Consider the following 20,962-nt stretch of genomic DNA (forward strand, 5'->3'; position numbering starts at 1 on the left):
CAGCAGCCACGCGAATTTTACGCCGTCAGGGCGCGCGCGATCTGGCCCTTTCCGCAAAGCCTTGGCACCGTCTGCGCGTAAGGCTGCGGGTCTTCCCGCGCCTGTCCCCTAACGCCTCCCTCCCGTGCCACCGGCCGGGACGGGGCGGTCTGGCGGGGAAGAGCCCTTTCCTGCCCGGGGGCTGTCCACGCCACCGGGTCCCCGCATGAAACCAGTGAAGCCCGGATCAGACATGGACCTTATCTACAGCAGCGAGAAGCTCGGACGTATTGCCCCCTCGGCCTCGGTCGAGGCGGCCCAGAAAGCCACGGACCTCAAGGCGCAGGGCCTCGACGTGATCTCGCTGGCGGCCGGCGAGCCGGACTTCCCGACCCCGCCCCACGTGGTCGCGGCGGCCATTGCCTCGATCCACGCGGGCGACACGAAATACACCGACGTGCGCGGCACCAAGGCGCTGCGCGCCGCTGCCGCCGCCAAGTTCAAGCGCGACAACGGGCTCGACTATTCGGCGGATGACATCATCGTCGGCCCCGGTGCCAAGAACCTGATCGCCACCGCCCTGACGGCCAGCGTCAACCCGGGCGACGAGGTGATCATCCCCGCGCCCGCATGGGTCTCCTACGTGGACCTGACCAAGCTGGCCGACGGCGTGCCCGTGGTGGTGGAGACCAAGCGCCAGTTCGGCCTCAAGCTGGACCCGGAAACGCTGGAAGAGGCGATCACCGACAAGACCCGCTGGCTGTTCCTGAACTCCCCCGGCAACCCCACCGGCGCGGTCTATTCGCGCGAAGAGCTCGAAGCGCTCGGCAAGGTGCTGGAGAAGCACCCGCACGTCATGGTCCTGACCGACGAGATCTATGAATACCTCCTCTTCGACGGGGTGAAATTCGTCTCCTTCGTCGAGGCCTGCCCCGGGATGAAGGACCGCACCCTGACGCTGAACGGCGCGTCCAAGGGCTTCGCCATGACCGGCTGGCGGATCGGCTTTGCCGGTGGCCCCAGCGGGCTGATCAAGGCCATGGGCAAGGTCATGGGGCAGATGGTCGGCTCGTCCTGCACCACCAGTCAGGCGGCCACCGTCGCCGCGCTGGAGGGCCCGCAGGACTACATCGCCGAGCGCGCCGCCGCCTATCAGGCGCGCCGCGACCGGGTGCTGGAGCTGCTGGAGCCGGTGCCGGGGATCAGCGCACAGAAGCCGCAGGGCGCCTTCTACCTCTACGTCGATTGCGGCGGGATCCTTGGCAAGGTGAGCGCCAAGGGCAAGGTTCTGGAAACCGACAGCGATGTGGTCGACTGGCTGCAGGAAGAGGCGCTTGTGGCCACGGTGACCGGCGCGGCCTATGGGCTGTCGCCCTACTTCCGGATCTCGATCGCCTCGGCCATGCCGGTGCTGGAAGAGGCCTGCGGCCGGATCGCCACGGCCGTCGCCTCCCTGAAGGACCCGGCATGAGCGACACCAAGAAGCTGCTGGAGCTGACCCGCACGCTGATCGCCACCATGGGCGAGAACGACCTGAGCGAGGCAGAGTGGCGGATGGGCGAGTATCGCCTGACCCTGAAGCGCGGCACGGCGACGGCCCCCTCCGCTGCGGTGCCCGCCACCGCAGCGCCCGTCGACGCCTCCGCCCCCGCTTCAGTCGAGGCACCGGCTCCGGCCCCCGCCATCGCGGCACCGGCCCCCTCTGGCGAGGCGCCGATCGCCGTCACCTCGCCGGTCTACGGCGTCTTCTATGCCGCGGCAGAGCCGGGCCTGCCGCCTCTGGTCACCGTCGGGCAGAGCGTCGCCGAGGGCGAGGCGGTCTGCCTTGTGGAGGCCATGAAGACCTTCAGCACGATCCCCGCCCCCGTGGCGGGCACCGTGGTCGAGATCGGCCCGAGCAACGGCGAGGAGATCGCCGCGGGCGAGGCTCTCGTCTGGATCAAGCCCGATGCCACGCACGGTGGGGCCGCCTGACCATGGCCGCACACAACGCCTTTGAACTGGCTGCGCCGCGCGTGACACCCATGGGCAGCGCGGCCTTCCTGCTGGAGAGCGAAGGCCCCATGTGCCTGCCGACCCAGCGGCGCATCTGGGCCGTGGGCCAGGCGGCGGGCGACCTCAAGGGTGTCACCGACACCCAGCCGGGCATGAACAACCTTCTGGTGCTCTACGATCCGCTGGCGACCGAGCCCGAGGCCCTGCAGGCGCAGCTGCTCGCGCTCTGGATCGCCACGCCGGACACGCCCGCACCGGGCAAGCTGATCGAACTGGCCGTGCGCTATGGCGGGGACGGCGGCGAGGACCTGCTGGACGTGGCGCAGCGCAAGTCCATGACACCCCGGCAGGTGGCCGAGATGCATTCCAGCGCGGAATACACCGTTTTTGCCCCCGGCGTGATCCCCGGCTTCGGCTATCTCTTCGGCCTGCCGGAACCGCTCTTCCTGCCGCGCCGGGATGCGCCGGTGAACCGCCCGCTGCTGCTGAACGTCTTTATCGCCGGGCTGCAATGCAATGTCTCGGGCCCGCCGGTGCCGGGCGGCCCGCAGGCCGGCCCGACGGGCTGGTACTCGCTGGGCCAGCTGATCGACGCGCCCGCCCCCTTCGACCTGACCCGCGACCCGCCGGGGCTGGTGGAGCCGGGCGACCGCATCCGCTTCATCCTCGACGAGGTGCTGGAATGAGCGTGCCCTTTCTCGAAGTGCTGGCGACCCCGCCGCTGAATTCCGTTCAGGACCTTGGCCGCCCGGGCCAGCGCCGCTGGGGCATCGGGCCGACCGGCATGGTCGATGGCCTTGCCCTGCAGGTGGGCAATGCCCTGCTGGGCAATGCGCCCGGTGCCGCCGGGCTGGAGCTTCAGCTGTTCCCGGTCCGCCTCCGCGTCCTGCGCGACGGGGCCATTGCCCTGACCGGGGCGGATTGCGACGCCCGCCTCGACGGGCGGCCGGTGCCACCGTGGTGGGCCCTGCCCGTCCGCGCGGGTCAGGTGCTGGAGCTGTCGCCCCCCGGGGCCACCCGGCGCGATCTGGCAGCCCCTGCCCTGCGCGCCTGTCTGAGCGTCGCGGGCGGCATCGACGTGCCCGAGGTTCTGGGCTCCCGCGCGACCCATGTGCGCTGTGCCTTCGGTGGGCTGGAGGGGCGCGCGCTGCGCCCGGGCGACGTGCTGGCAGCCGGCGCGGCACAGGCGCCCGCCTTCCGCGATCCCGCCGGTTTCGGCGCCCTGCCGCCCGCAACGGCCCTGCCGCTGGGGGAGGATCCGCAGGCCACGACGGTGCGCGTCATCCCTGCCTCGGATTATGACGATTTCACCGAGGCCTCCCACGAGGCGTTCTGGTCCGACCCCTGGCGGGTCACGATCCAGAGCGACCGGATGGGCATGCGGCTGGAGGGCACAACGCCCCTGAAACGCGAAGTGGTGCAGGAAATGCGCAGCCACGGCATCGTCTGCGGCGTGGTGCAGGTGCCACCGGGTGGCCACCCGATCATCCAGCTGAACGACGGCAACACCGCCGGGGGCTATCCCAAGATGGGCGTGGTCATCGACCCGGACCTCTGGCGCCTCGCCCAGCTGCCGCCGCGCAGCCTGCTGCGCTTCCAGCGCTGCGATCTGGCGCAGGCGCGCGCCGCGGCGCTGGAGCAGGACAGCTACCTCGCCGGGCTGCGCCGCCTGTCTGCCCTCTCCCTGATGACGCCGGAGGTGGCATGACCAAATCCGCCCTCTCCCCCGCCCAGCTGTCGGGCCTGGCCGCGCAGATGCGCGCCCATGGCGTCACAGAACTGGACCTGCGCCTGCCCGGCGGCGAGCGCATCCGCCTGGCGGCCGCCGCCCCGGCGCGCCCTGCCCCGGCCCCGGCGCGCGCGACGCCTCCGGCCCGGCCTGACGCTGCCCGGACGATCCCCGCACCGGGCCCGGGCCGCCTGATGTTCACCCATCCCGCCCGTACCCAACCCGCCGCCCGTCCCGGCGACCGGGTCGCCCCCGGCGACATCGTCGCCTGGCTGGCGGTCGAAAGCCTGATCAGCCCCGTCACCGCGCCCGCCGCCGGGACACTGGGCGACGCGCAGGCCGAGGACGGCGCACTGCTGGGATACGGATCGCCGGTCTTCACCCTCGTCCCCGACGATGCCCCCAAATCTGGCCCGACCGGCCCAAACACGATGTCCTGAGCGGACAGCACGACAGGAGAAAGCACCATGAAAGTCGATATCAACTCGGACCTCGGCGAAAGCTACGGTCGCTGGACGCTGGGCGATGACGAAGGGATGATGAAGGTCATCTCGTCGGCCAACGTGGCCTGCGGCTACCACGGCGGCGACGCCCTGACGATGACCCGCTGCGTCGAACTGGCCAAGGAACATGGCGTGGCGCTCGGCTCGCACTGCGGCCTGCCGGACCTGCTGGGCTTCGGCCGCGTGCCCATGGACATCGACCCGCGCCTCCTGTCCAAGCATTTCCTCTACCAGCACGGCGCGCTGGAGGCGATCGCCAAGGTTGGCGGCTACCCGGTCAGCCATTGCTCGACCCATGGCGCCATGGGCGAGATGGGCCGCCGCAACCCGGACTACGACGATTTCTTCTTCGAGCTCATGGCCAAGTACAATCCCGAGCTGAAGACCAGCGTCGTCGCCGGCTCCATCTCCGAGAAGATGGCCCAGAAGCATGGCCTCGCCACCGTCGGCAAGGTCTTTGCCGACCGCGCCTATGACGACGAGGGCAACCTCGTGAACCGCAAGATCCCGAACTCGGTCATCCACGATCTCGACGAGGTGCAGCGCCGCATCGTCCAGTTCCTCGACGATGAGAGCTTCACCACGATCACCGGCGGCAAGGTCACCTTCAAGGGCGCCCGCTCGATCCTCGTGCATTCCGACACGACCGGCGCGGTGGAAATCGCGCAGGCCGTGCGCGACGCGATCGAGAGCGGTGGCGGCGAAGTCGTGCCCTTCACCGAGCTCTGCTGACACACCAAGACACTGACCCGACAGGGCGCGCGCGGCGGGGAGGACGCGCGCGCCACCTCCCCAACCACGGACGACCCCACGCCCATGCCCCTCGCTGACACCCGCCCCGTTCTCCTCATCGCCGCCGACATGACGCCCGCCAACTACGCCCGGCTGGAGGAGCATTTCACCTGCCTCTCGGCCCGGACCGAGGACGAGCGCTTCGCCATCGCCCGCAGCCGCGGGGCCGAGATCGACGGCATCGTGATGAACGGCAACATCGCGATCCCCAGCAGCCTGATCGACCTGCTGCCCAACCTCTCGATCATCTCGGCGCAGGGCGTGGGATACGAGGGCATCGACCTGCCCGCCGCCCGGGCCCGCAACCTCGCGCTGAGCCACGGGCCGGGCACCAATGCCGACACGGTGGCGGACCACGCGCTTGCCCTGATGCTGGCGGTGCTGCGAGAGATCCCCAACAACGATGCGCTTGTCCGCGAGGGCCGCTGGCGCGATTTCCGCGTGCTGCACCCGATGGCGACCGGCAAGAAGGTAGGCATCCTCGGCATGGGCGACATCGGCAGCCGGATCGCGAAACGCTGTGCCGGGTTCGACATGGACATCGCCTATCACAACCGGCGCGAGAAGCCCGGCACGCCCTATCGTTACGTGCCCAGCGTCGAGCAACTGGCGGCAGAGGTCGACGTGCTGATCGACGTGCTGCCGGGCGGCGCCGCCACCCGACACATCGTGAACGCCGGGGTGCTGGCCGCGCTTGGCCCGCAGGGCATCCTCGTCAACGTCGGGCGCGGCGTCACCGTCGATACCGAGGCGCTGATGGACGCGCTCGACAGCGGCACGATCCTCGGCGCGGGTCTCGACGTGGTCGAGAGCGAGCCCAATCTGCCCGCCCGCCTGAAGGCAATGCGCAACGTGGTGCTCACCCCCCATATCGGCGGGCTCAGCCCCGAGGCGACCCTCAGCGCCAACCGGCTGCTGATCGCCAACCTGCGGGCCCATTTCGAAGGCCGCCCGCTGGAGACGCCGATTCCGGCCTGATCGCGCAGCCGCCTAAATCGCGCGCAGGAACCGCCCGCGACTTGGGCAAATTGGACGACACCGGGGGGCATTCGCTGAAGATTTCACCGTCAGCGACCCGCCCCCCCTCCATTGGTGATGAAAACTTGAGCCGCCCCCCGTGGGCCGTCAAACTCGACGAAAGAAGGTCGTTACGGGAGGGCAAGGAAGAACGGCATGCCCACTCTCAAGCAAATCGAAGCCGTACATTGGATCGTCCAGACCGGCAGCTTCCTCGCCGCGTCGCGGCGGCTGAACGCGACCCAGTCCACCATCTCGAAACGCGTGCGCGAGATCGAGGAAGAACTGGGCGGACCCCTGCTCTGCCGGACCGGCGCGCGGGTCACGCTGACGCCGCGCGGCGAAACGCTGGAGCCGCTCTTTGCCCAGATGCTGGCGCTTCAGGACGAGGTGAAACTGCGCAGTTCCTCGCTTCAGGAGGCCGAAGGCCGCAAGAGCCGCGAGCGCATCCTGCGCATCGGGCTGAGCGAGGTCGCAGGCTTCGAACTGACCCCCGCCCTTGGCGACGCGGTGCGCCGGATGCGCCCCGACCTGCGGATCATCCCGCAGATCACCCTGCCCGCCTCGGACCTGCAGGCGCAGCTTGAAGCGGGCGCGCTCGACATGATCATCGTGCCCTCGACAGTGGTGTCGCAGGGCCTCCACACCCGCGCCGTCGGCCAGCGGGAGTTCATCTGGGCCGCAACCGCCGGGATCGACCTGCCTGCAACTCGCCCGCTGGGGCCCGAGGCGCTAGGCGCGCTGCCCATCGCCTCGCCCCCGGAAACCACCGCGGGCTTCCATGCCCTGCGCCATTCGCTGGTGGACGGGCCGCTGCATCCGGCGGTGATCTGCAACGCGTTTTCCACGATGTTCTACATGGCCCGCAAGATCGACCTCGTGGTCTATGGCCCCGAGGCGATGCTCGCTTCCGAGATCGCCGATGGCTACCTCCAGCGGATCGAGACGCTCTGGCCGATGCTGCCGATCACCTATGTTGCCGCCACCCGCCCGGAAGACCGCCGTTCGCAGGACCTGATGCTGGTCGCGACCGTCGCCAAGCAGCTCTTCTCCCTGCCAACCATCGGGGAAACCTATGAAATCGCGGCAGAATGAGAGTTTCCGGAAAGCGATGGGGCAAATGAATTTATTTCGTTTTTCTTCACGACCGCCGGATGCAAAGCTCCCCTGATCCGCGGGATGTCTGGCCCGGCCAGAGACCCTGCATCGGCCCCGAACGGGCCTGACAGGACGACCGCCCGCATCGCGACATAAAGGACCACCATGCTCACAGCCCCTCATATCCGACTGGCCGCCGACATCGGCGGGACCTTCACCGACGTGGTGCTGGACGTGGATGGCACGCGCAGCTCCCGCAAGGTCCTGACGACCCCGGCCGCGCCCGAAGACGGGATGCTCTACGGCATGGAACTGGCCCTGCAGGACGCGGGGCTGATGTTCTCGGACGTGGCGACCATCGTGCACGGCACGACGCTGGCCACCAATGCCATCATCGAACGCCGCGGCGCGGTGACGGCCCTCGTGGGCACCGAAGGCTTCCGCGACATCCTCGACATCGGGACCGAAAGCCGGTTCAGCCAGTACGACCTGATGATCGTCAAACCCTCGCCGCTGGCCCCGCGCGAACGCCGCTATTCCCTGCCCGAACGGATCGACGCCACCGGCAAGGTGCAGCTGCCGCTGGACGAGGCAGCCGTGCACGCGCTGGCACAGAAGCTGGCCGATGACGGGATCGAGGCGGTGGCGATCTGCTTCCTCCACGCCTATCGCAACCCGGAGCATGAGATCCGCGCCGGGGAGATCCTGCGCGCCGCCCTGCCGGGTGTTTCCATCACCCTCAGCCACGAAGTCTGCCCCGAGGTGCGCGAATACGAACGCGCCTCGACCGCCGTGGCCAACGCCTACGTCCAGCCGCTGATGAGTGGCTATCTCGGCCGGATGGCCGACCAGCTGCGCAGCCGCCAGTTCCGTGGCGCGACCTACCTCGTCACCTCGGGCGGCGGTCTGACTTCGCTGGAAACGGCGCAGCAATACCCGGTGCGGCTGGTGGAATCCGGCCCCGCAGGCGGCGCGATCTTTGCCGCGCAGGTGGCCATGCAGGCCGAGGCCGGCAATGTCGTCAGCTTCGACATGGGCGGCACCACCGCCAAGATCTGCCTGATCGAGAACGGCGAACCGGCCACCTCGCGGGTGTTCGAGGTCGACCGCACCGCGCGCTTCATGAAGGGCTCGGGCCTGCCGCTGCGCATCCCGGTGATCGAGATGGTCGAGATCGGCGCCGGGGGTGGTTCCATCGCGCACCTGGACTCGATGGGCCAGATCGCCGTGGGGCCGGAAAGCGCCTCCTCCGTGCCGGGCCCGGCGGCCTATGACCGGGGCGGCGACCGCCCGACGGTGACGGACAGCGACGTGGTGCTGGGGCTGATTTCGCCCGAAGGCTTTGCCAACGGCACCATGACCCTGCGCCCGGACCTGTCGCGCGCCGCGCTGTCGCGCGACGTGGGCGATGCGCTCGGCCTGACGCCGGAACACGCGGCGCACGCGATCTATGAAATGGTCTGCGAAAACATGGCCTCCGCCGCGCGGATGCACGCCGCGGAATGCGGCGTGGCGCTGGACGGCGCGACGATGATCGCCTTTGGCGGCGCCGCACCGCTGCATGCCGCCCGCCTTGCCGAGAAAACGCAGGTGACGCGCATCCTGATCCCGGCCAATGCCGGTGTCGGCTCTGCCGTGGGCTTCCTGACCGCGCCCGTCGCCTATGAGATCACCCGCTCGCGCCCCATGCGGCTGGACGAGACCTTCGACGCGCCCGCGCTGACCGAGATGTTCAGCGAAATGCGCGCGCAGGCCCGGGCGCTGGTGGAGCCGGGCGCACAGGGTGCGCCGCTGTTCGAGCGTCTTGTCGGCTACATGCGGTATCAGGGACAGGGCCATGAAATCGCGGTGGAAATGCCCGCCGAGGGTCTGGACGCCGAGGTCCTGCGCGCGGTGCGCGCCGCCTTCGAGACGGAATACGAGCGCCAGTTCGCCCGCGCCCTGCCCAATGCGGGGATCGAGGCGATCACATGGTCCGTCCTCGTCTCGACCTATCCCAAGCGCCCCGCCCCCGCCGGCCCTGCCGGCACCGGCGCGGCCCCCGCACCGGTGGAAACGCGCAAGTTCTACGATGGCCGGTCCAAGTCCTTCGTCGACCTGCCCGCCTATGACCGCACGGCGCTTTCGGCGGGCGGCACCATCAGCGGCCCCGCCGTCATCACCGAGATCGAGACGACGACCTTCGTCTCCTCCGCCTTCACCGCTCATGTGGACGGTGCGGGCTGTATCGTGCTCGAGAAGAAGAAGGAGGTCTGACCCATGGCAACCCAACCTGATGTCATCGACATGCAGATCATGTGGAACCGCCTTGTCGCCGTGGTCGGCGAACAGGCCCAGACCCTGATCCGCACCGCCTTCTCCGCCATCGTGCGCGAATGCGAGGATATCTCGGCCGGGATCTTCGACCTTGAGGGGCGGATGATCGCACAGGCCGTCACCGGTACGCCGGGGCACGTGAACTCTATGGCGGTCTCCGTCGGGCATTTCCTGCGCCACTTCCCGCTGGAGGACATGAAGGAAGGCGATGCCTTCATCACCAACGATCCCTGGATGGGCACCGGGCACCTGAACGATTTCGTCATCACCACCCCCGCCTTCTACAAGGGCAAGGTTGTGGCGCTCTTCTCCTGCACCAGCCACCTGATGGACATCGGCGGCCTTGGCAGCGGCCCTGAGGCGACGGATGTCTTCATGGAAGGCCTCTACATCCCGATGCTGAAGCTCTTCGATCAGGGCAAGGTCAACGAAACGCTGATGGCGATGATCCGCGCCAACACGCGCCTGCCCATCGACACCGAGGGCGACACCTATTCGCTGGCCGCCTGTAACGAGGTCGGGGCCAAGGCCCTTGTCCAGATGATGGAAGAGTTCGGCATCGACGACCTGACGGCGCTGTCCGATTACATCATCGAACGCTCGCAGACCGCCGTGATGGAGAACGTCGCCAAGTTGCCGCAGGGCAGCTGGAGCTATTCCATGATGACCGACGGGTTCGAAAGCCCGATCGAGCTGACCGGCACGCTGACCATTTCCGACAGCGGCATCCACATGGATTACACCGGCACCTCCCCCCTCTCGGGGCGCGGGATCAACGTGCCGCTGGCCTATACCACCGCCTATACGGTCTTCGGCCTTGGCTGCGTGGTCGCCTCGGACATTCCGAACAACGCGGGCTCGCTGGCGCCGCTGACCGTCTCGGCGCCGGAGAACTGCATCCTGAATGCGCTGAAGCCCGCGCCGGTCGCCAGCCGCCACATCCTCGGCCAGATGCTGCCCGACGTGGTTTATGGCTGCCTGCGTCAGGCGGTGCCGGACCTCGTGCCCGCCGAAGGGACGTCCTGCATCTGGAACATCACCGTGCGCGGCCGCCGCACCAGCGGGCCGGACAAGGGGCGCAACTATGCGCTTGCCATCACCACCAACGGGGGCACTGGCGGGCGTCCGGGCCTTGACGGGCTGTCGGCCACGGCCTTCCCCTCGGGTGTGCATGGCACCCCGGTCGAGGTGGCGGAAATCCTCTCGCCGCTCATGTTCCGCCGCAAGGAACTGCGCCCCGACAGCGCGGGTGACGGTGCCAGCCGCGGCGGCTTTGGCCAGGACATGGAGCTGATCAACACCGAGGACAGCGATTTCGAACTGTTGGCCGCCTTTGACCGCGTGGCTTTCGCACCGCGCGGCCAGCTGGGCGGCAAGGATGGCGCCGCCGGTGTCGTGGGCCTGTCCTCGGGCCGGCCGTTGGCCACCAAGGGCACGCAGGTCATCCGCGCCGGGGAAACCCTGATCCTGTCCACGCCGGGCGGCGCGGGCCTTGGCGATCCCGCGGACCGTCCGCAGGCCGCCCGCGATGCCGATATCTCTGCCGGGCTGATCACCGCCAAGGGGATCGCTGCAGAGTAGCTGCAGACCAAGCGAACAGCGTGACCGGCCCTCCCCGGTCACGTTCCCGCCGACAGCCTTGTCGGCATCAACCCGAACCGGCACGAGCCGGAACAAACATAAAAGTCTCAACAGAGGACCACATCATGTCTCTTACCCGCCGTTCCTTCATGGCTTCGACTGCCATGACCCTGACCGCCCTGGCCCTGACCGGCACCGCCGCCAGCGCCGCCACCACGCTGGACCTGTCCACGCCCTGGCCCGATGGCAACTTCCACACCACCACCGTCACCGACTTCGCCGAGGCCGTCAGCGCCGCCACCGAAGGCCGCGTGAACATCACCATCCACTCGGGTGGTTCGATGGGTTTCAAGGGTCCGGAACTGCTGGCCGCGCTGCGTGACGGCCTCGTGCCGATGGCCGACGTCCCCACCTTCCAGCAGATCGGCGAAGAGCCCCTGATGGGCATCAACACCGTGCCCTTCCTGCTGTCGTCCTTCGATGACCTGGCGACCATGCAGAAGATCGCCATGCCGAAGTACGACGAGATCGCGGAACGCAATGGCGTCAAGTTCCTCTACTTCGTGCCGTGGCCGACCCAGTACATGCACCTGAAGGACCCGATCGAGTCGCTCGACGCCCTGAAAGGCCAGCGGATCCGCGCCGCCGAGAAGGGCGCGGCCGACCTCGCCAACTCGCTGGGGGCTTCGGGCGTCGTGATGCCCTGGGGTGAAGTCGTCCCCGCCCTCGCCTCGGGCCGTCTCGAAGGCGTTCTGACCTCGGCCTCCTCGGCCGTCGACGGGCGCTTCTGGGAGTTCATGAAGATCTCCTACCGCACCGCGCACACCCTGTCGGTCGAGGCCATCGCCATCTCGCTCGACGCGTGGAACGGCATCGACGCGGCCGATCAGGAAGCGATCTTGAAGCTGGCCGCCGAAAAGCAGGCCGAATACTGGGAAGTCGCCGCCGCCGATGACGCCAAGAGCACCGCGACTCTGGAAGAGAACGGCATGCAGGTCGTGGACGTTCCGGCCGAGATGATGACCGAGATGCGCTCGCGTGCGGCCGAGTTCATCAAGGAATTCGAAACCCGCGTGCCGGAGTCCGAACCCCTGATCAAGGAGTTCCTGGCCGAGACCGGTCGGTCTTGAGCATGTCCGAAACTTCGGAAACCGGCGCCGGGGCATCCGGCGCCGCCTCCGCCAAGAAGGAGACCGGGCTGGTCGCCCGGCTCCTTCAGGTGACGGATGGGCTGGCGATGGTCAGCGCCGTACTGGCCATCCTCTTCATCCTCGGTCCGATCGTGCTGATCCTCTATGGCACCGTGATGGGACAGGTCGTGCGCTACTTCCCGAATGTCAGCGTGGACCTGAGCGCCAACTGGGAATGGTCGGCCTACATGATGGGCGCCTGCTTCCTGCTCTCGGCCGCAGCCGCCGTGCCCGCCGCAGGCCACGTGCGGGTGTCGATCCTCGTCGGGCGCCTCAAGGGCCCCGCCCTGCTGGCCTGCGAGATCCTTGCCACGCTGGTGGCCGTCGCCTTTGCCATCTTCCTCTTCGATGCGCTTCTCGGGGCCACGATGACCGCCATTTCGCGCGGCCAGAAATCCGCCGGCACCCTGACGCCGCTGTGGATCCCCAATGCCATGCTCACCTTCGGCGCCTTCATGGTCGCGGTGCAGTTCTGCGCCCGCCTGCTGCGCCTGCTGACCGGCCGTCCGGGTGACGACCGCATGTTCATGGAAGACCCCGCGCCCGAAGACAGTGACGGCGTGCCCGTCGCACACCACTGAAAAGGACACGCATATGACTGCTGTTGTCGGAACCATGATCGCGGTCCTCTTCGGCCTGCTCTCTCTCGGGGCCTGGGTCGGGATCACGCTGGTGGTCACCTCGATCGTGCTGCTCTGGGTCTTTCGCAACATCCCCATGGACAAGCTGATCGCGCAGTATTCGATCACGATCCTGACCACGCCGGAACTGCTGGCACTGCCACTGTTCATCCTGATGGGCGAATTCCTGTTCCGCACGCGCCTGTCGCAGTCGCTGTTTAACGGCCTGTCGCCGCTGGCCGCGCTGCTGCCCGGTCGCCTGCTGCACGTGAACATCGCCGGCTGTACCCTGTTTGCGGCCATCTCGGGCTCCTCCGCGGCCACCACGCAGGTGGTCGGGCGGATCTCGCTGAGCGAGCTGGAAAAGCGCGGCTATTCCCGCCGTATCGCCATCGGATCGCTGGCCGGTGCGGGCACGCTGGGCTTCCTGATCCCGCCCTCCTCGATCATGATCATCTACGGCGTGCTGGCCGAGGAATCCGTGCTGTCGCTGTTCACGGCCGGCCTGCTGCCGGGCCTGCTGCTGGCGGGCTCGTTTATGGCCTGGATCATGATCGAGACCACCCTCGACAAGTCCCTCCTGCCCGAGAAATCGGATGACGAGGCGAACATGACGATGGGCCAGCGCCTCGCCGCGCTGAAGGAGCTGGGGCCGACCCTGTTCCTGATCCTCTGCGTGCTCGGCTCGATGTATTCCGGCCTCGCCACCCCGTCCGAGGCGGCGGCCGTCGGCGTCGTGGGCGCGGTCATCGTGACTGCCGTGCAGGGCGAGCTGACGCGCACCACCCTGCGGCTCGTGGCGATCGGCACGGTCAAGACCACGGGCATGATGGCGATGATCCTGCTGGGCGCCTCGATCCTTGGCAACGCGGCGGCCTTCCTGGGCATTCCGCGCTACATCACCGAGGCGGTCAGCAGCTACGAGATGTCCCAGCTGATGCTGATCTTCATCCTGACGCTGGTCTACCTGCTGCTGGGCTGCTTCCTCGACGGCTTCTCGCTGATCGTGCTGACGCTGCCCATGGTGCTGCCGCTGGTGGAGGCCGCGGGCTTCGACAAGCTGTGGTTCGGCATCTACGTGGTGATCGCGGTGGAGCTGGCGCAGATCACGCCGCCGGTGGGCTTCAACCTCTTCGTGATCCAGAACATCACGCAGGAACCCCTCGGCCGGATCGCGCGCATGGTGCTGCCCTACCTGCTGATCATGGTGGGCTTTGTGATGATGTTGGCAGTCTTCCCGGGCATCGTGCACGTTCTGCCGAACCTGCTGCTCTGACGATCATATCACTGGCGCGGGGAAAGCTCCGCGCCAGTGGCCCCCCGCTCGCCTCTGCGGCGCGCACTGCGGCCCGCAGAGGGCGCTTCCCAACTCCGCTTCCCCAAAACGCCAGTCACGCGGCGGCCCCGCCAAGTCACGTTCAAACCACGCGAACGGGCAAAAGGCATGCGATGCGTGTCCGAAGAGCGGTGTCCTGGTCCTCCTAAGGAACATGGCGCAGGGCGAACTCCTCCATGCAAGGCCACTTACGCGGCCAGCTGCACCCGGAAAATCCATTTATCTTGAAGGAATGAGCGCTCTGGAATTGATCCGAAAGCGCTCTTAACAGGGCTGGTACCCAAGACCGGACTCGAACCGGTACGCCTCGCGGCGGGGGATTTTGAATCCCCTGCGTCTACCATTCCGCCACTTGGGCCCTGCTGGCGTTGCTAGCCTAGTGCGCAAGGCACGTCCAGAGGGATCGCATGGCGGACATCGCTCAAAAAGCAGCCTTCTGACGCAATCAACGCCTGCACAACCGCCCCTGCTCTCCCGCACAGGTCAGTGGACTTGACCTAGTCCGCGCGCGCAATTAACTGCCTAACAACTTGCCTAGCTAACCAACTTACCGGAGCCTCAGATGCCTGCCGACGGGACACAGTTCTTCGACGCGCTGCAAAGCGTCGTCCGCGCCTTCCGGCGCCAGTTCGACACGAACGCGCGCGAGATCGGCCTGACCCTGTCGCGGGCCCGGCTGATCCGGACGCTGACCCAGATCGAAGGCGCGACGCAGGCGGAACTGGCCGTGGAACTGGGGATCGAAGCCCCCTCGGCCAAGCGCCAGATTGACGCCCTCGAACGGGACGGCTTCCTTGAGAGGCGCGGGCTGGACGGCGATGCACGCAAGCGCGCGCTCTACCTGACGGACCGGGCCAAGCAGCAGGAAATCAGCCAGTTCAGCACCCGGATCCGGGCGCAGGCTCTTGAAGGCATCTCCCCCGACGAGCTGGCGACGGCCCGCAGGGTGCTGGAGCAGATCACCGAGAATATCGCGGACTACAAAATCGAATGACCGACAGACCGACAGAAGCTCCCGGAGAGGAGCGGGTGTCAAACCAGACCACCCCCGCAGGCGAAGCCGCGACACCCACATCGCGCACCGCAGCGGACACAGACGACACATCCCCTGACCGGGGCGAGGCCGCGCAGGCCGAGCAAGACCGGGCGGAGGCCCCCGCCACGCAGGGCGCCGGCGCGGAGCCGGACGCTGCCCCGCAGTCCGACGCCCCCGCTCAACCGGCGCCCTCTCAACCGGCCCCCGCCCCGGCAATGTCGCCGCTGCAGGCCCTGCCCTACATGTTCGCCTCCGTCCTGCTGGCGATCAGCCAGGGGCTGGGACAGGGGTTCGTCACCGTGAACATCCCGCAGTTCTCGGGCGACCTCGGCGTGACCACCACGCAGGGCACATGGCTGCTGGCGGCCTACATGATCCCGCGCGCCTCGCTGCCGCTGATGCTGATCAAGATCCGCACCCAGTTCGGCCTGCGCCGCTTTGCCGAGATCGGGATCGCGGCCTACGTCATCGTGGCCTTCGGCGCGCTCTGGATCACCGATCTGCGCTCGGCCGTCATCATGCAGTTCCTCTCGGGCGTGGCCGCCGCCCCGCTGGCGACGCTGGCCTTCCTCTACATGCTGGAACCGCTGGCGCCGCAGTGGAAACTGAAGCTGGGCCTGCCCATGGTGCTGGCGCTGCTCTTCTCGGGCACGACGATCGCGCGGCTGATCTCGCCCTCGCTGATCGGCGACGGGTTCATCTGGAACGTGCACCTCGTGACGCTGGGGCTGGCGATGCTCTCGCTTGCCATGGTCTACCTGCTGCCGCTGCGCCCGGTGCCCCATGCCAAGGTGATCCAGCCGCTCGACCTCGTCAGTTTCGGGCTGATCGCCACGGGCTTCGGCGGCATGACCGTGGCCTTCGTCATGGGCCCGATCCACTGGTGGGACGATGCCGTCTGGATCGGCTGGCTGCTGGCGGGCTGCGTCGTGTGCCTGATCACGGCGGCCCTGATCGAGCTGCACCGCGAGACCCCGCTGCTCGACCTGCGCTGGATCGCCAGCCCGCCGATCCTGCACCTGACCGGCACGCTGATGATCTTCCGCCTCGTCCTGTCGGAGCAGACCTCCGGCGCGCCGCGGATGTTCCAGACCATGGGGCTGGCCCCCGAACAGATGACCCCGCTCTTCGCGGTGATCGTGCTGGCGACCTTCGTGAGCGTGCTGGCCTCGGTCGCCTACCTGACGCCCAAGCGGGTGCCCGCCTTCCAGTTCGTGGGCCTCGTGATGATCGCGGCGGGGGCGTGGATGGACAGCCAGTCGTCCATGCTGACCCGGCCCGAACAGATGTACATCAGCCAGGCGCTGATCGCCTTTGCCGGGATGCTCTGCCTGCCGCCGGCGATGATGTCGGGCTTCATGTCCGCGCTCGCCAAGGGGCCCAGCTACATCCTGTCCTTCGTGATCGTCTTCCTTTCGACCCAGAGCCTCGGCTCGGTCGCGGGGGCTGGTCTCTTCACCACGATCATCAACCACCGGCAGGCCGCCCACCTCCAGCAGCTGAAGGACCAGATCCTCTCCAGCGATCCGCTGGCGCAGGCCGAGATCGCCCGCAACGTGGCCGCCCTGCTCAGCCAGCAGCCCGACGCCGCCGCCCGTGCGGCGCAGGCAGCCTACCAGCTCTCCTCCAGCGTCTCCTCGCAGGCCTATGTGATGGCCTACAACGACGCCTATTTCACCATTTTCCTCATTGCGACCGCCGCCGCCTCGGCGCTCCTCCTCCATGTCCTGCGGGACTGGATGGCGGCGCGGTCCCAGCCTCAGACCGAAGTACCCGCATGAAAAAGTTCCATCTCCTCCCGACCCTCCTAACCCTTGCCATCGGCGTGGCGGGCCTCGCGCTCGTGCTCTTTGCCTGGCACCTGCCGCCCTTCTCGCCTGCACAGCCGACAACCGAGAACGCCTATATCCGCGGCAAGGTCACCGCGCTTGCGCCGCAGCTCTCGGGCTATATCGCCGAGGTCGACGTGAGCGATTTCCAGACCGTCCACGCCGGGGACGTGATCGCCCGGATCGACGACCGCACCTATACCCAAGCCCTCGCCCAGGCCGAGGCGGACCTTGCCTCCGCCAAGGCGGCGCTGGAAGTGGCCAAGCAGGACCTGAATTCCGCCAAGGCCGCCAGCCGCTCCTCCGAGGCCTCGCTCAAGGGGGCGCAATCCGCCCTCGCCACGGCGAAGTCGGAATGGGACCGGGTGCGCGCGCTGAGTGACCGGGGCATCTCCTCGCAATCCACCGCCGATCAGGCGGAACTCTCCTACAATCAGGCAGAGGCCTCGCTGGCCGAGGCCGAGGCCACCGTCGAGGTGCGCAAGCAGGCCATTGCCAGTGCCGAGGTGGCGATCAGCACCAAGAAGACCGCCATCACCCGGGCCGAGGCCACGGTGGAACTGGCCCAGATCGACATGGACCGTACCGTGGTGCGCGCGCCCGCCGACGGGCGTCTGGGGCAGGTCTCGGCCCATGTCGGGCAATATGTCAGCGCGGGCACCACGCTGGTCTCCCACGTGGGCACCGATGTCTGGGTGATCGCCAACTTCAAGGAGACCGGCCTGCGCGGCGTGCAGATCGGGCAGGAGGTGAAGATCAGCGTCGATGCGCTCGACGGGCGGGTGTTCAGGGGCCATGTGCAGAACTTCTCGCCCGCCACGGCATCGGAGTTCAGCCTGCTCTCCAGCTCCAACGCCACCGGCAACTTCACCAAGATCGCGCAGCGCCTGCCGGTGCGGATCTCCATCGACCCGGATCAGGACATGGCGGATGCCCTCGCCCCCGGCCTCTCGGTCGAGGTGGAAGTGGATACCGACAGCACCCCGGTGCAGCAGGCACAGTCCGGCGCGATCTTCGGCTGAGCCTGCTCCGGCCCTCACGGCCCACGGCCTGACACAGCGCGCGCCCGGGGATCGGACCGGGCCCGCGCGCCTCTCCGCCACGGCATTGGACAGCCGTCACCCGAGGCCGCCCCACCGCACTTGAGCGACACAGCGCCCCGGCTTCCCGTCAGCGTTTCAGAATACCCCGCGCCCCGCCTGCGATCAGCAGGGCGATATCGGCCATGGCCACCATCGGCGAGGTGCCCGGCGCAAGCGCGATATAGCGCGGCCGCCACTCCGGCTGGAACTTCTGCTTGAAGCCGCGCAGCCCCTCAAAGTTGTAGAACGCCCCGCCGTGCTCGAACATGAGCCGTCCGAACTGGTTCCACATCTGCGGCGTGCGCCGCTCGCTGAGCCCCGCCAGCGGCGCCACGCCAAGGCTGAACTCCAGCGCACCCGCATCGCGGTAATGCTCCATCAGCGAGACGAAGAGAAACTCCATCATCCCCGAGGCCTCGTCCGGCAGGTAGCGCATCAGGTCGATGGCGATGCGGTGCTGCGCCCCCGGGGCCAGCACGTTGGCAAAGGCCAGCACCCGCCCCTCGCGGCGGATCACCGCCAGCGGGAAGCGGTTCAGGTAGCCGCGGTCGAAACGCCCGATGGAGAAGCCCTTCTCGCGCCCCTTGGTGCCGAGCCACGCGCGCGAGACGACCTCGATCTCGTCCAGCAGCTCCGGCGCATGGGGGGCCTGCAGGATTTCCAGCTCCAGCCCCTCGCGCTTCTTCTTGTTGTAAGCGGCGCGCATGGTCTTGAACTTGGAGCCCGCCAGCGAGAAGGCAGGCAGGTGCACCACCGCCTCCTCGCCCACCTTGTGCAGCGAGAGGCCCATCTCGATCCAGACCGGCAGGGTGCGGTGGCTGACCTCGTAGAAGACCGGGCGGCAGTTGGCCTTCTGCGCCTCGTCCCAGAGCCGCCAAGCCAGCTGTTCCACCGCGTGTTCCGGGCCCACCGGATCGCCCAGCACGACCATGGCCGAGCGTTGACGGCTGTACATCAGGAAGGCATCGCCCCCTTCCGAGAACATCAGCGTCTTGTCCCCGGTCAGCGCAAGGCAGGCCTGCGGGCGTTCCTCGGTTTCGAGGATGCGGGCGGCATGGTCCAGCGCCTCGGCCGCGGTTTCGGCCTTGCGGCGCGGGCGCGTGGGTTGCAGCGCCAGCCCGAGCAGGAAAAACAGCATCACCGAGGAGGCCACCAGCCCCGCCCGCAGCGAGCGCGGCGTGTTGGCGCCGGGCGCGAATTCGGTCCAGAGCGCGGCGGAGAAGGGCGTAGCCCGGTGCGCGAAGAGGAAGAAGGCCACCGCCGCCAGCACCGCCGCCGAGACGAGCGCCCACCAGCGGGCCGAGAAGACGCCCTCGGTCAGCTTGGCCTGCCGGTAGAACACCCGGCGGAACGGCAGCATCGCCAGCCCGCCCGCGCCGAAGACGGCCATGCTCTTGAGGTCGAGGTTGTTCATCAGCGCCGCGAGGATGGCAAAGGCGATCGCCGCCAGCGTCAGCCAGTAGGCCGCCGCCAGCCGCCGCAGCAGCCCGTGCGACAGGATCAGCAGCGCCACGCCGCTGACCGCCGACATCATCGTGCCGCCCTCCAGCAGCAGGGCCGCGAGGATCTCGTTCTCCTGCAGCGCATCGGCCTGCAGCGAGGGCACCAGCGACACGAGGACGAGGAGCACGCCCATGCCGAAGGCCGTCACCGCCATCATCGCGGGCACCACGCCCGAAAGCGCGGCATAGCCGGGGCGCAGGGTCGCCGGGATCTCGCCCAGCACCTTCGACAGCCAGCCGCCCGCCATGCGCAGTTCGTTCAGCGAGACGACGAGGAAGGCCACGGCGAAGGGCAGCAGGTAGTAGATCACCCGGAACATCACCAGCGCCGCGGCGGCCTGTTCCAGCGGCGCCTCGCCCGGCAGGGCCGCCAGCACGGCGGTCTCGAAGACGCCGACGCCGCCGGGCACGTGGCTGATCAGCCCCAGCACCATGGCACCTGCAAAGATCGCGGTGAAGGTGACGAAATCGGGCCGCCCCTCGGGCAGCAGCAGCCAGAGGCAGAGCGCCGCCGCCCCGATGTCGATGAGCGAGATCACGATCTGCCCGGAGAGCGCCCCGGGGCGCGGCAGGCGGAAGCTGAGCCGCCCGGCCTTCACCACCGCGCCGCGGGCCGAGAAGACGTAGAGCAGCACCAGCGTGGTCACGAGGATCGCCGCCGAGACGACCCGGATCGTGGTTTCGGGCAGCGCGACCTCGGTCAGGGCGCCGGGATGGATCGCGAGCGCGCCGAGCCCGGCGAGCAGCAGGCCCACACCGGTGGCCGCGGCGATATAGGAGGAGACCGAGGCGACCTCGAAGGCATCGAGGCCGAGGGCCGCGTAGATCCGGTAGCGCACCGCGCCCCCCGAGACGACGCTGACGCCCACGGTATTGCCCATGGCAAAGCCAAGGAAGGAGCCGAGCGCCACCGCCCGCGGCGGCAAGGGCCGGTCGATCAGCCGCAGGGCGCACCAGTCGTAGCCGATCAGCGCCACGTAGCCCACGATCATCGCCGCCGTGGCCCCTGCCAGGCGGGCCGGGTGCACCGTACGCAACTCGGCCAGCACGGCACCGGGGCGCACCTCTCCCAGCATGTGGTAGAGCGCCCAGAGGCCGAGAGCGAAAAGCGCCAGTCCGATGGCGAGCGGCACCGCGCGGCGCAGCTTCAGCCGTGTCATCGGGCCGTTTCGGAACATGCGAACTCCCCTTCGCGTTGGCCCTTGGGATGTCAGGCCGGCTGCGGCACCATCCCCCGGCACCGCTTCGGTCGCCCCCGTGATAGCCAGCCGCGCCCGCGGTTTCCAGTCAAAGGCGTCTTTGCCCCCCAAGGTCGCCGCGGCAGCCTGCCCGCCTACCCCGGATCGCAGCACCGATC

17 protein-coding genes and 1 tRNA gene are annotated in these 20,962 nt (G+C 68.3%); 16 read left to right on the plus strand and 2 right to left on the minus strand.

The window, feature by feature from the left end; genetic code table 11:
- The first annotated feature begins 232 nt into the window (after nucleotides 1-232).
- The 13 genes from LCM32_RS06345 to LCM32_RS06410 all read left to right on the plus strand — a co-directional run bounded on the left by LCM32_RS06345 (nucleotide 233) and on the right by LCM32_RS06410 (nucleotide 14,096).
- Nucleotides 233-1,450 (plus strand): pyridoxal phosphate-dependent aminotransferase, encoded by a 1,218-nt coding sequence (locus LCM32_RS06345; RefSeq protein ID WP_224820215.1) that lies wholly within the window; start codon nucleotides 233-235, stop codon nucleotides 1,448-1,450.
- Nucleotides 1,447-1,953 carry an acetyl-CoA carboxylase biotin carboxyl carrier protein gene (locus tag LCM32_RS06350; RefSeq protein ID WP_224820216.1) on the plus strand — a complete coding sequence of 169 codons (507 nt, stop codon included), beginning with the start codon at nucleotides 1,447-1,449 and terminating at the stop codon, nucleotides 1,951-1,953. The genes LCM32_RS06345 and LCM32_RS06350 overlap by 4 nt, the downstream gene beginning before the upstream one ends.
- Nucleotides 1,954-1,955: 2 nt before the next feature.
- Complete coding sequence (locus LCM32_RS06355) at nucleotides 1,956-2,660, plus strand: 5-oxoprolinase subunit B family protein (RefSeq protein ID WP_224820217.1); 705 nt, start codon at nucleotides 1,956-1,958, stop codon at nucleotides 2,658-2,660.
- Nucleotides 2,657-3,682: a biotin-dependent carboxyltransferase family protein gene (locus tag LCM32_RS06360; protein ID WP_224820218.1), complete on the plus strand. Its 1,026-nt coding sequence runs from the start codon at nucleotides 2,657-2,659 to the stop codon at nucleotides 3,680-3,682. Before LCM32_RS06355 ends, LCM32_RS06360 begins: the two co-directional genes overlap by 4 nt.
- The gene (locus LCM32_RS06365) at nucleotides 3,679-4,143 is read left to right on the plus strand and encodes a biotin/lipoyl-containing protein (protein WP_224820219.1); all 465 of its coding nucleotides are present in this window, start codon (nucleotides 3,679-3,681) and stop codon (nucleotides 4,141-4,143) included. Before LCM32_RS06360 ends, LCM32_RS06365 begins: the two co-directional genes overlap by 4 nt.
- Before the next feature lie 27 nt (nucleotides 4,144-4,170).
- A complete protein-coding gene (locus LCM32_RS06370) occupies nucleotides 4,171-4,938 on the plus strand; it encodes a LamB/YcsF family protein (RefSeq protein ID WP_224820220.1) in 768 nt (255 codons plus the stop codon).
- A gap of 84 nt (nucleotides 4,939-5,022) precedes the next feature.
- Nucleotides 5,023-5,976, plus strand: coding sequence for a 2-hydroxyacid dehydrogenase (locus LCM32_RS06375; RefSeq protein ID WP_224820221.1), 954 nt, complete (start codon nucleotides 5,023-5,025; stop codon nucleotides 5,974-5,976).
- A gap of 195 nt (nucleotides 5,977-6,171) precedes the next feature.
- On the plus strand, nucleotides 6,172-7,110 hold the full coding sequence (locus LCM32_RS06380) for a LysR family transcriptional regulator (RefSeq protein ID WP_224820222.1): 939 nt from the start codon (nucleotides 6,172-6,174) through the stop codon (nucleotides 7,108-7,110).
- A gap of 168 nt (nucleotides 7,111-7,278) precedes the next feature.
- Entirely contained in the window at nucleotides 7,279-9,369 is a 2,091-nt protein-coding gene (locus LCM32_RS06385) for a hydantoinase/oxoprolinase family protein (protein ID WP_224820223.1), read from the plus strand.
- A gap of 3 nt (nucleotides 9,370-9,372) precedes the next feature.
- On the plus strand, nucleotides 9,373-11,010 hold the full coding sequence (locus tag LCM32_RS06390) for a hydantoinase B/oxoprolinase family protein (protein ID WP_224820224.1): 1,638 nt from the start codon (nucleotides 9,373-9,375) through the stop codon (nucleotides 11,008-11,010).
- A gap of 149 nt (nucleotides 11,011-11,159) precedes the next feature.
- Nucleotides 11,160-12,140, plus strand: a complete 981-nt coding sequence (locus LCM32_RS06400; protein WP_263618107.1) for a TRAP transporter substrate-binding protein — start codon at nucleotides 11,160-11,162, stop codon at nucleotides 12,138-12,140.
- Between the two features lie 2 nt (nucleotides 12,141-12,142).
- Nucleotides 12,143-12,781, plus strand: a complete 639-nt coding sequence (locus tag LCM32_RS06405; protein ID WP_224820473.1) for a TRAP transporter small permease — start codon at nucleotides 12,143-12,145, stop codon at nucleotides 12,779-12,781.
- Nucleotides 12,782-12,794: 13 nt separating this feature from the next.
- Entirely contained in the window at nucleotides 12,795-14,096 is a 1,302-nt protein-coding gene (locus LCM32_RS06410; protein ID WP_224820225.1) for a TRAP transporter large permease, read from the plus strand.
- 334 nt (nucleotides 14,097-14,430) lie between these two features.
- On the opposite strand, the gene LCM32_RS06415 is transcribed toward LCM32_RS06410, so the two are convergent.
- Nucleotides 14,431-14,514, minus strand: a tRNA-Leu gene (locus tag LCM32_RS06415).
- Between the two features lie 204 nt (nucleotides 14,515-14,718).
- Here LCM32_RS06415 and LCM32_RS06420 point away from each other — a divergent pair.
- The 3 genes from LCM32_RS06420 to LCM32_RS06430 all read left to right on the plus strand — a co-directional run bounded on the left by LCM32_RS06420 (nucleotide 14,719) and on the right by LCM32_RS06430 (nucleotide 18,043).
- Nucleotides 14,719-15,150, plus strand: coding sequence for a MarR family winged helix-turn-helix transcriptional regulator (locus LCM32_RS06420; protein WP_224820226.1), 432 nt, complete (start codon nucleotides 14,719-14,721; stop codon nucleotides 15,148-15,150).
- Nucleotides 15,151-15,407: 257 nt separating this feature from the next.
- Complete coding sequence (locus LCM32_RS06425) at nucleotides 15,408-16,973, plus strand: MFS transporter (protein ID WP_224820227.1); 1,566 nt, start codon at nucleotides 15,408-15,410, stop codon at nucleotides 16,971-16,973.
- Nucleotides 16,970-18,043 carry an HlyD family secretion protein gene (locus LCM32_RS06430; RefSeq protein WP_224820228.1) on the plus strand — a complete coding sequence of 358 codons (1,074 nt, stop codon included), beginning with the start codon at nucleotides 16,970-16,972 and terminating at the stop codon, nucleotides 18,041-18,043. Before LCM32_RS06425 ends, LCM32_RS06430 begins: the two co-directional genes overlap by 4 nt.
- Nucleotides 18,044-18,191: 148 nt before the next feature.
- On the opposite strand, the gene mprF is transcribed toward LCM32_RS06430, so the two are convergent.
- Nucleotides 18,192-20,783 (minus strand): bifunctional lysylphosphatidylglycerol flippase/synthetase MprF, encoded by a 2,592-nt coding sequence (mprF, locus tag LCM32_RS06435; RefSeq protein WP_224820229.1) that lies wholly within the window; start codon nucleotides 20,781-20,783, stop codon nucleotides 18,192-18,194.
- Nucleotides 20,784-20,962: the final 179 nt, after the last annotated feature.

The sequence above is a fragment of the Pseudooceanicola nanhaiensis genome (genome assembly GCF_020171315.1).
Lineage (GTDB): Bacteria > Pseudomonadota > Alphaproteobacteria > Rhodobacterales > Rhodobacteraceae > Pseudooceanicola > Pseudooceanicola nanhaiensis_A.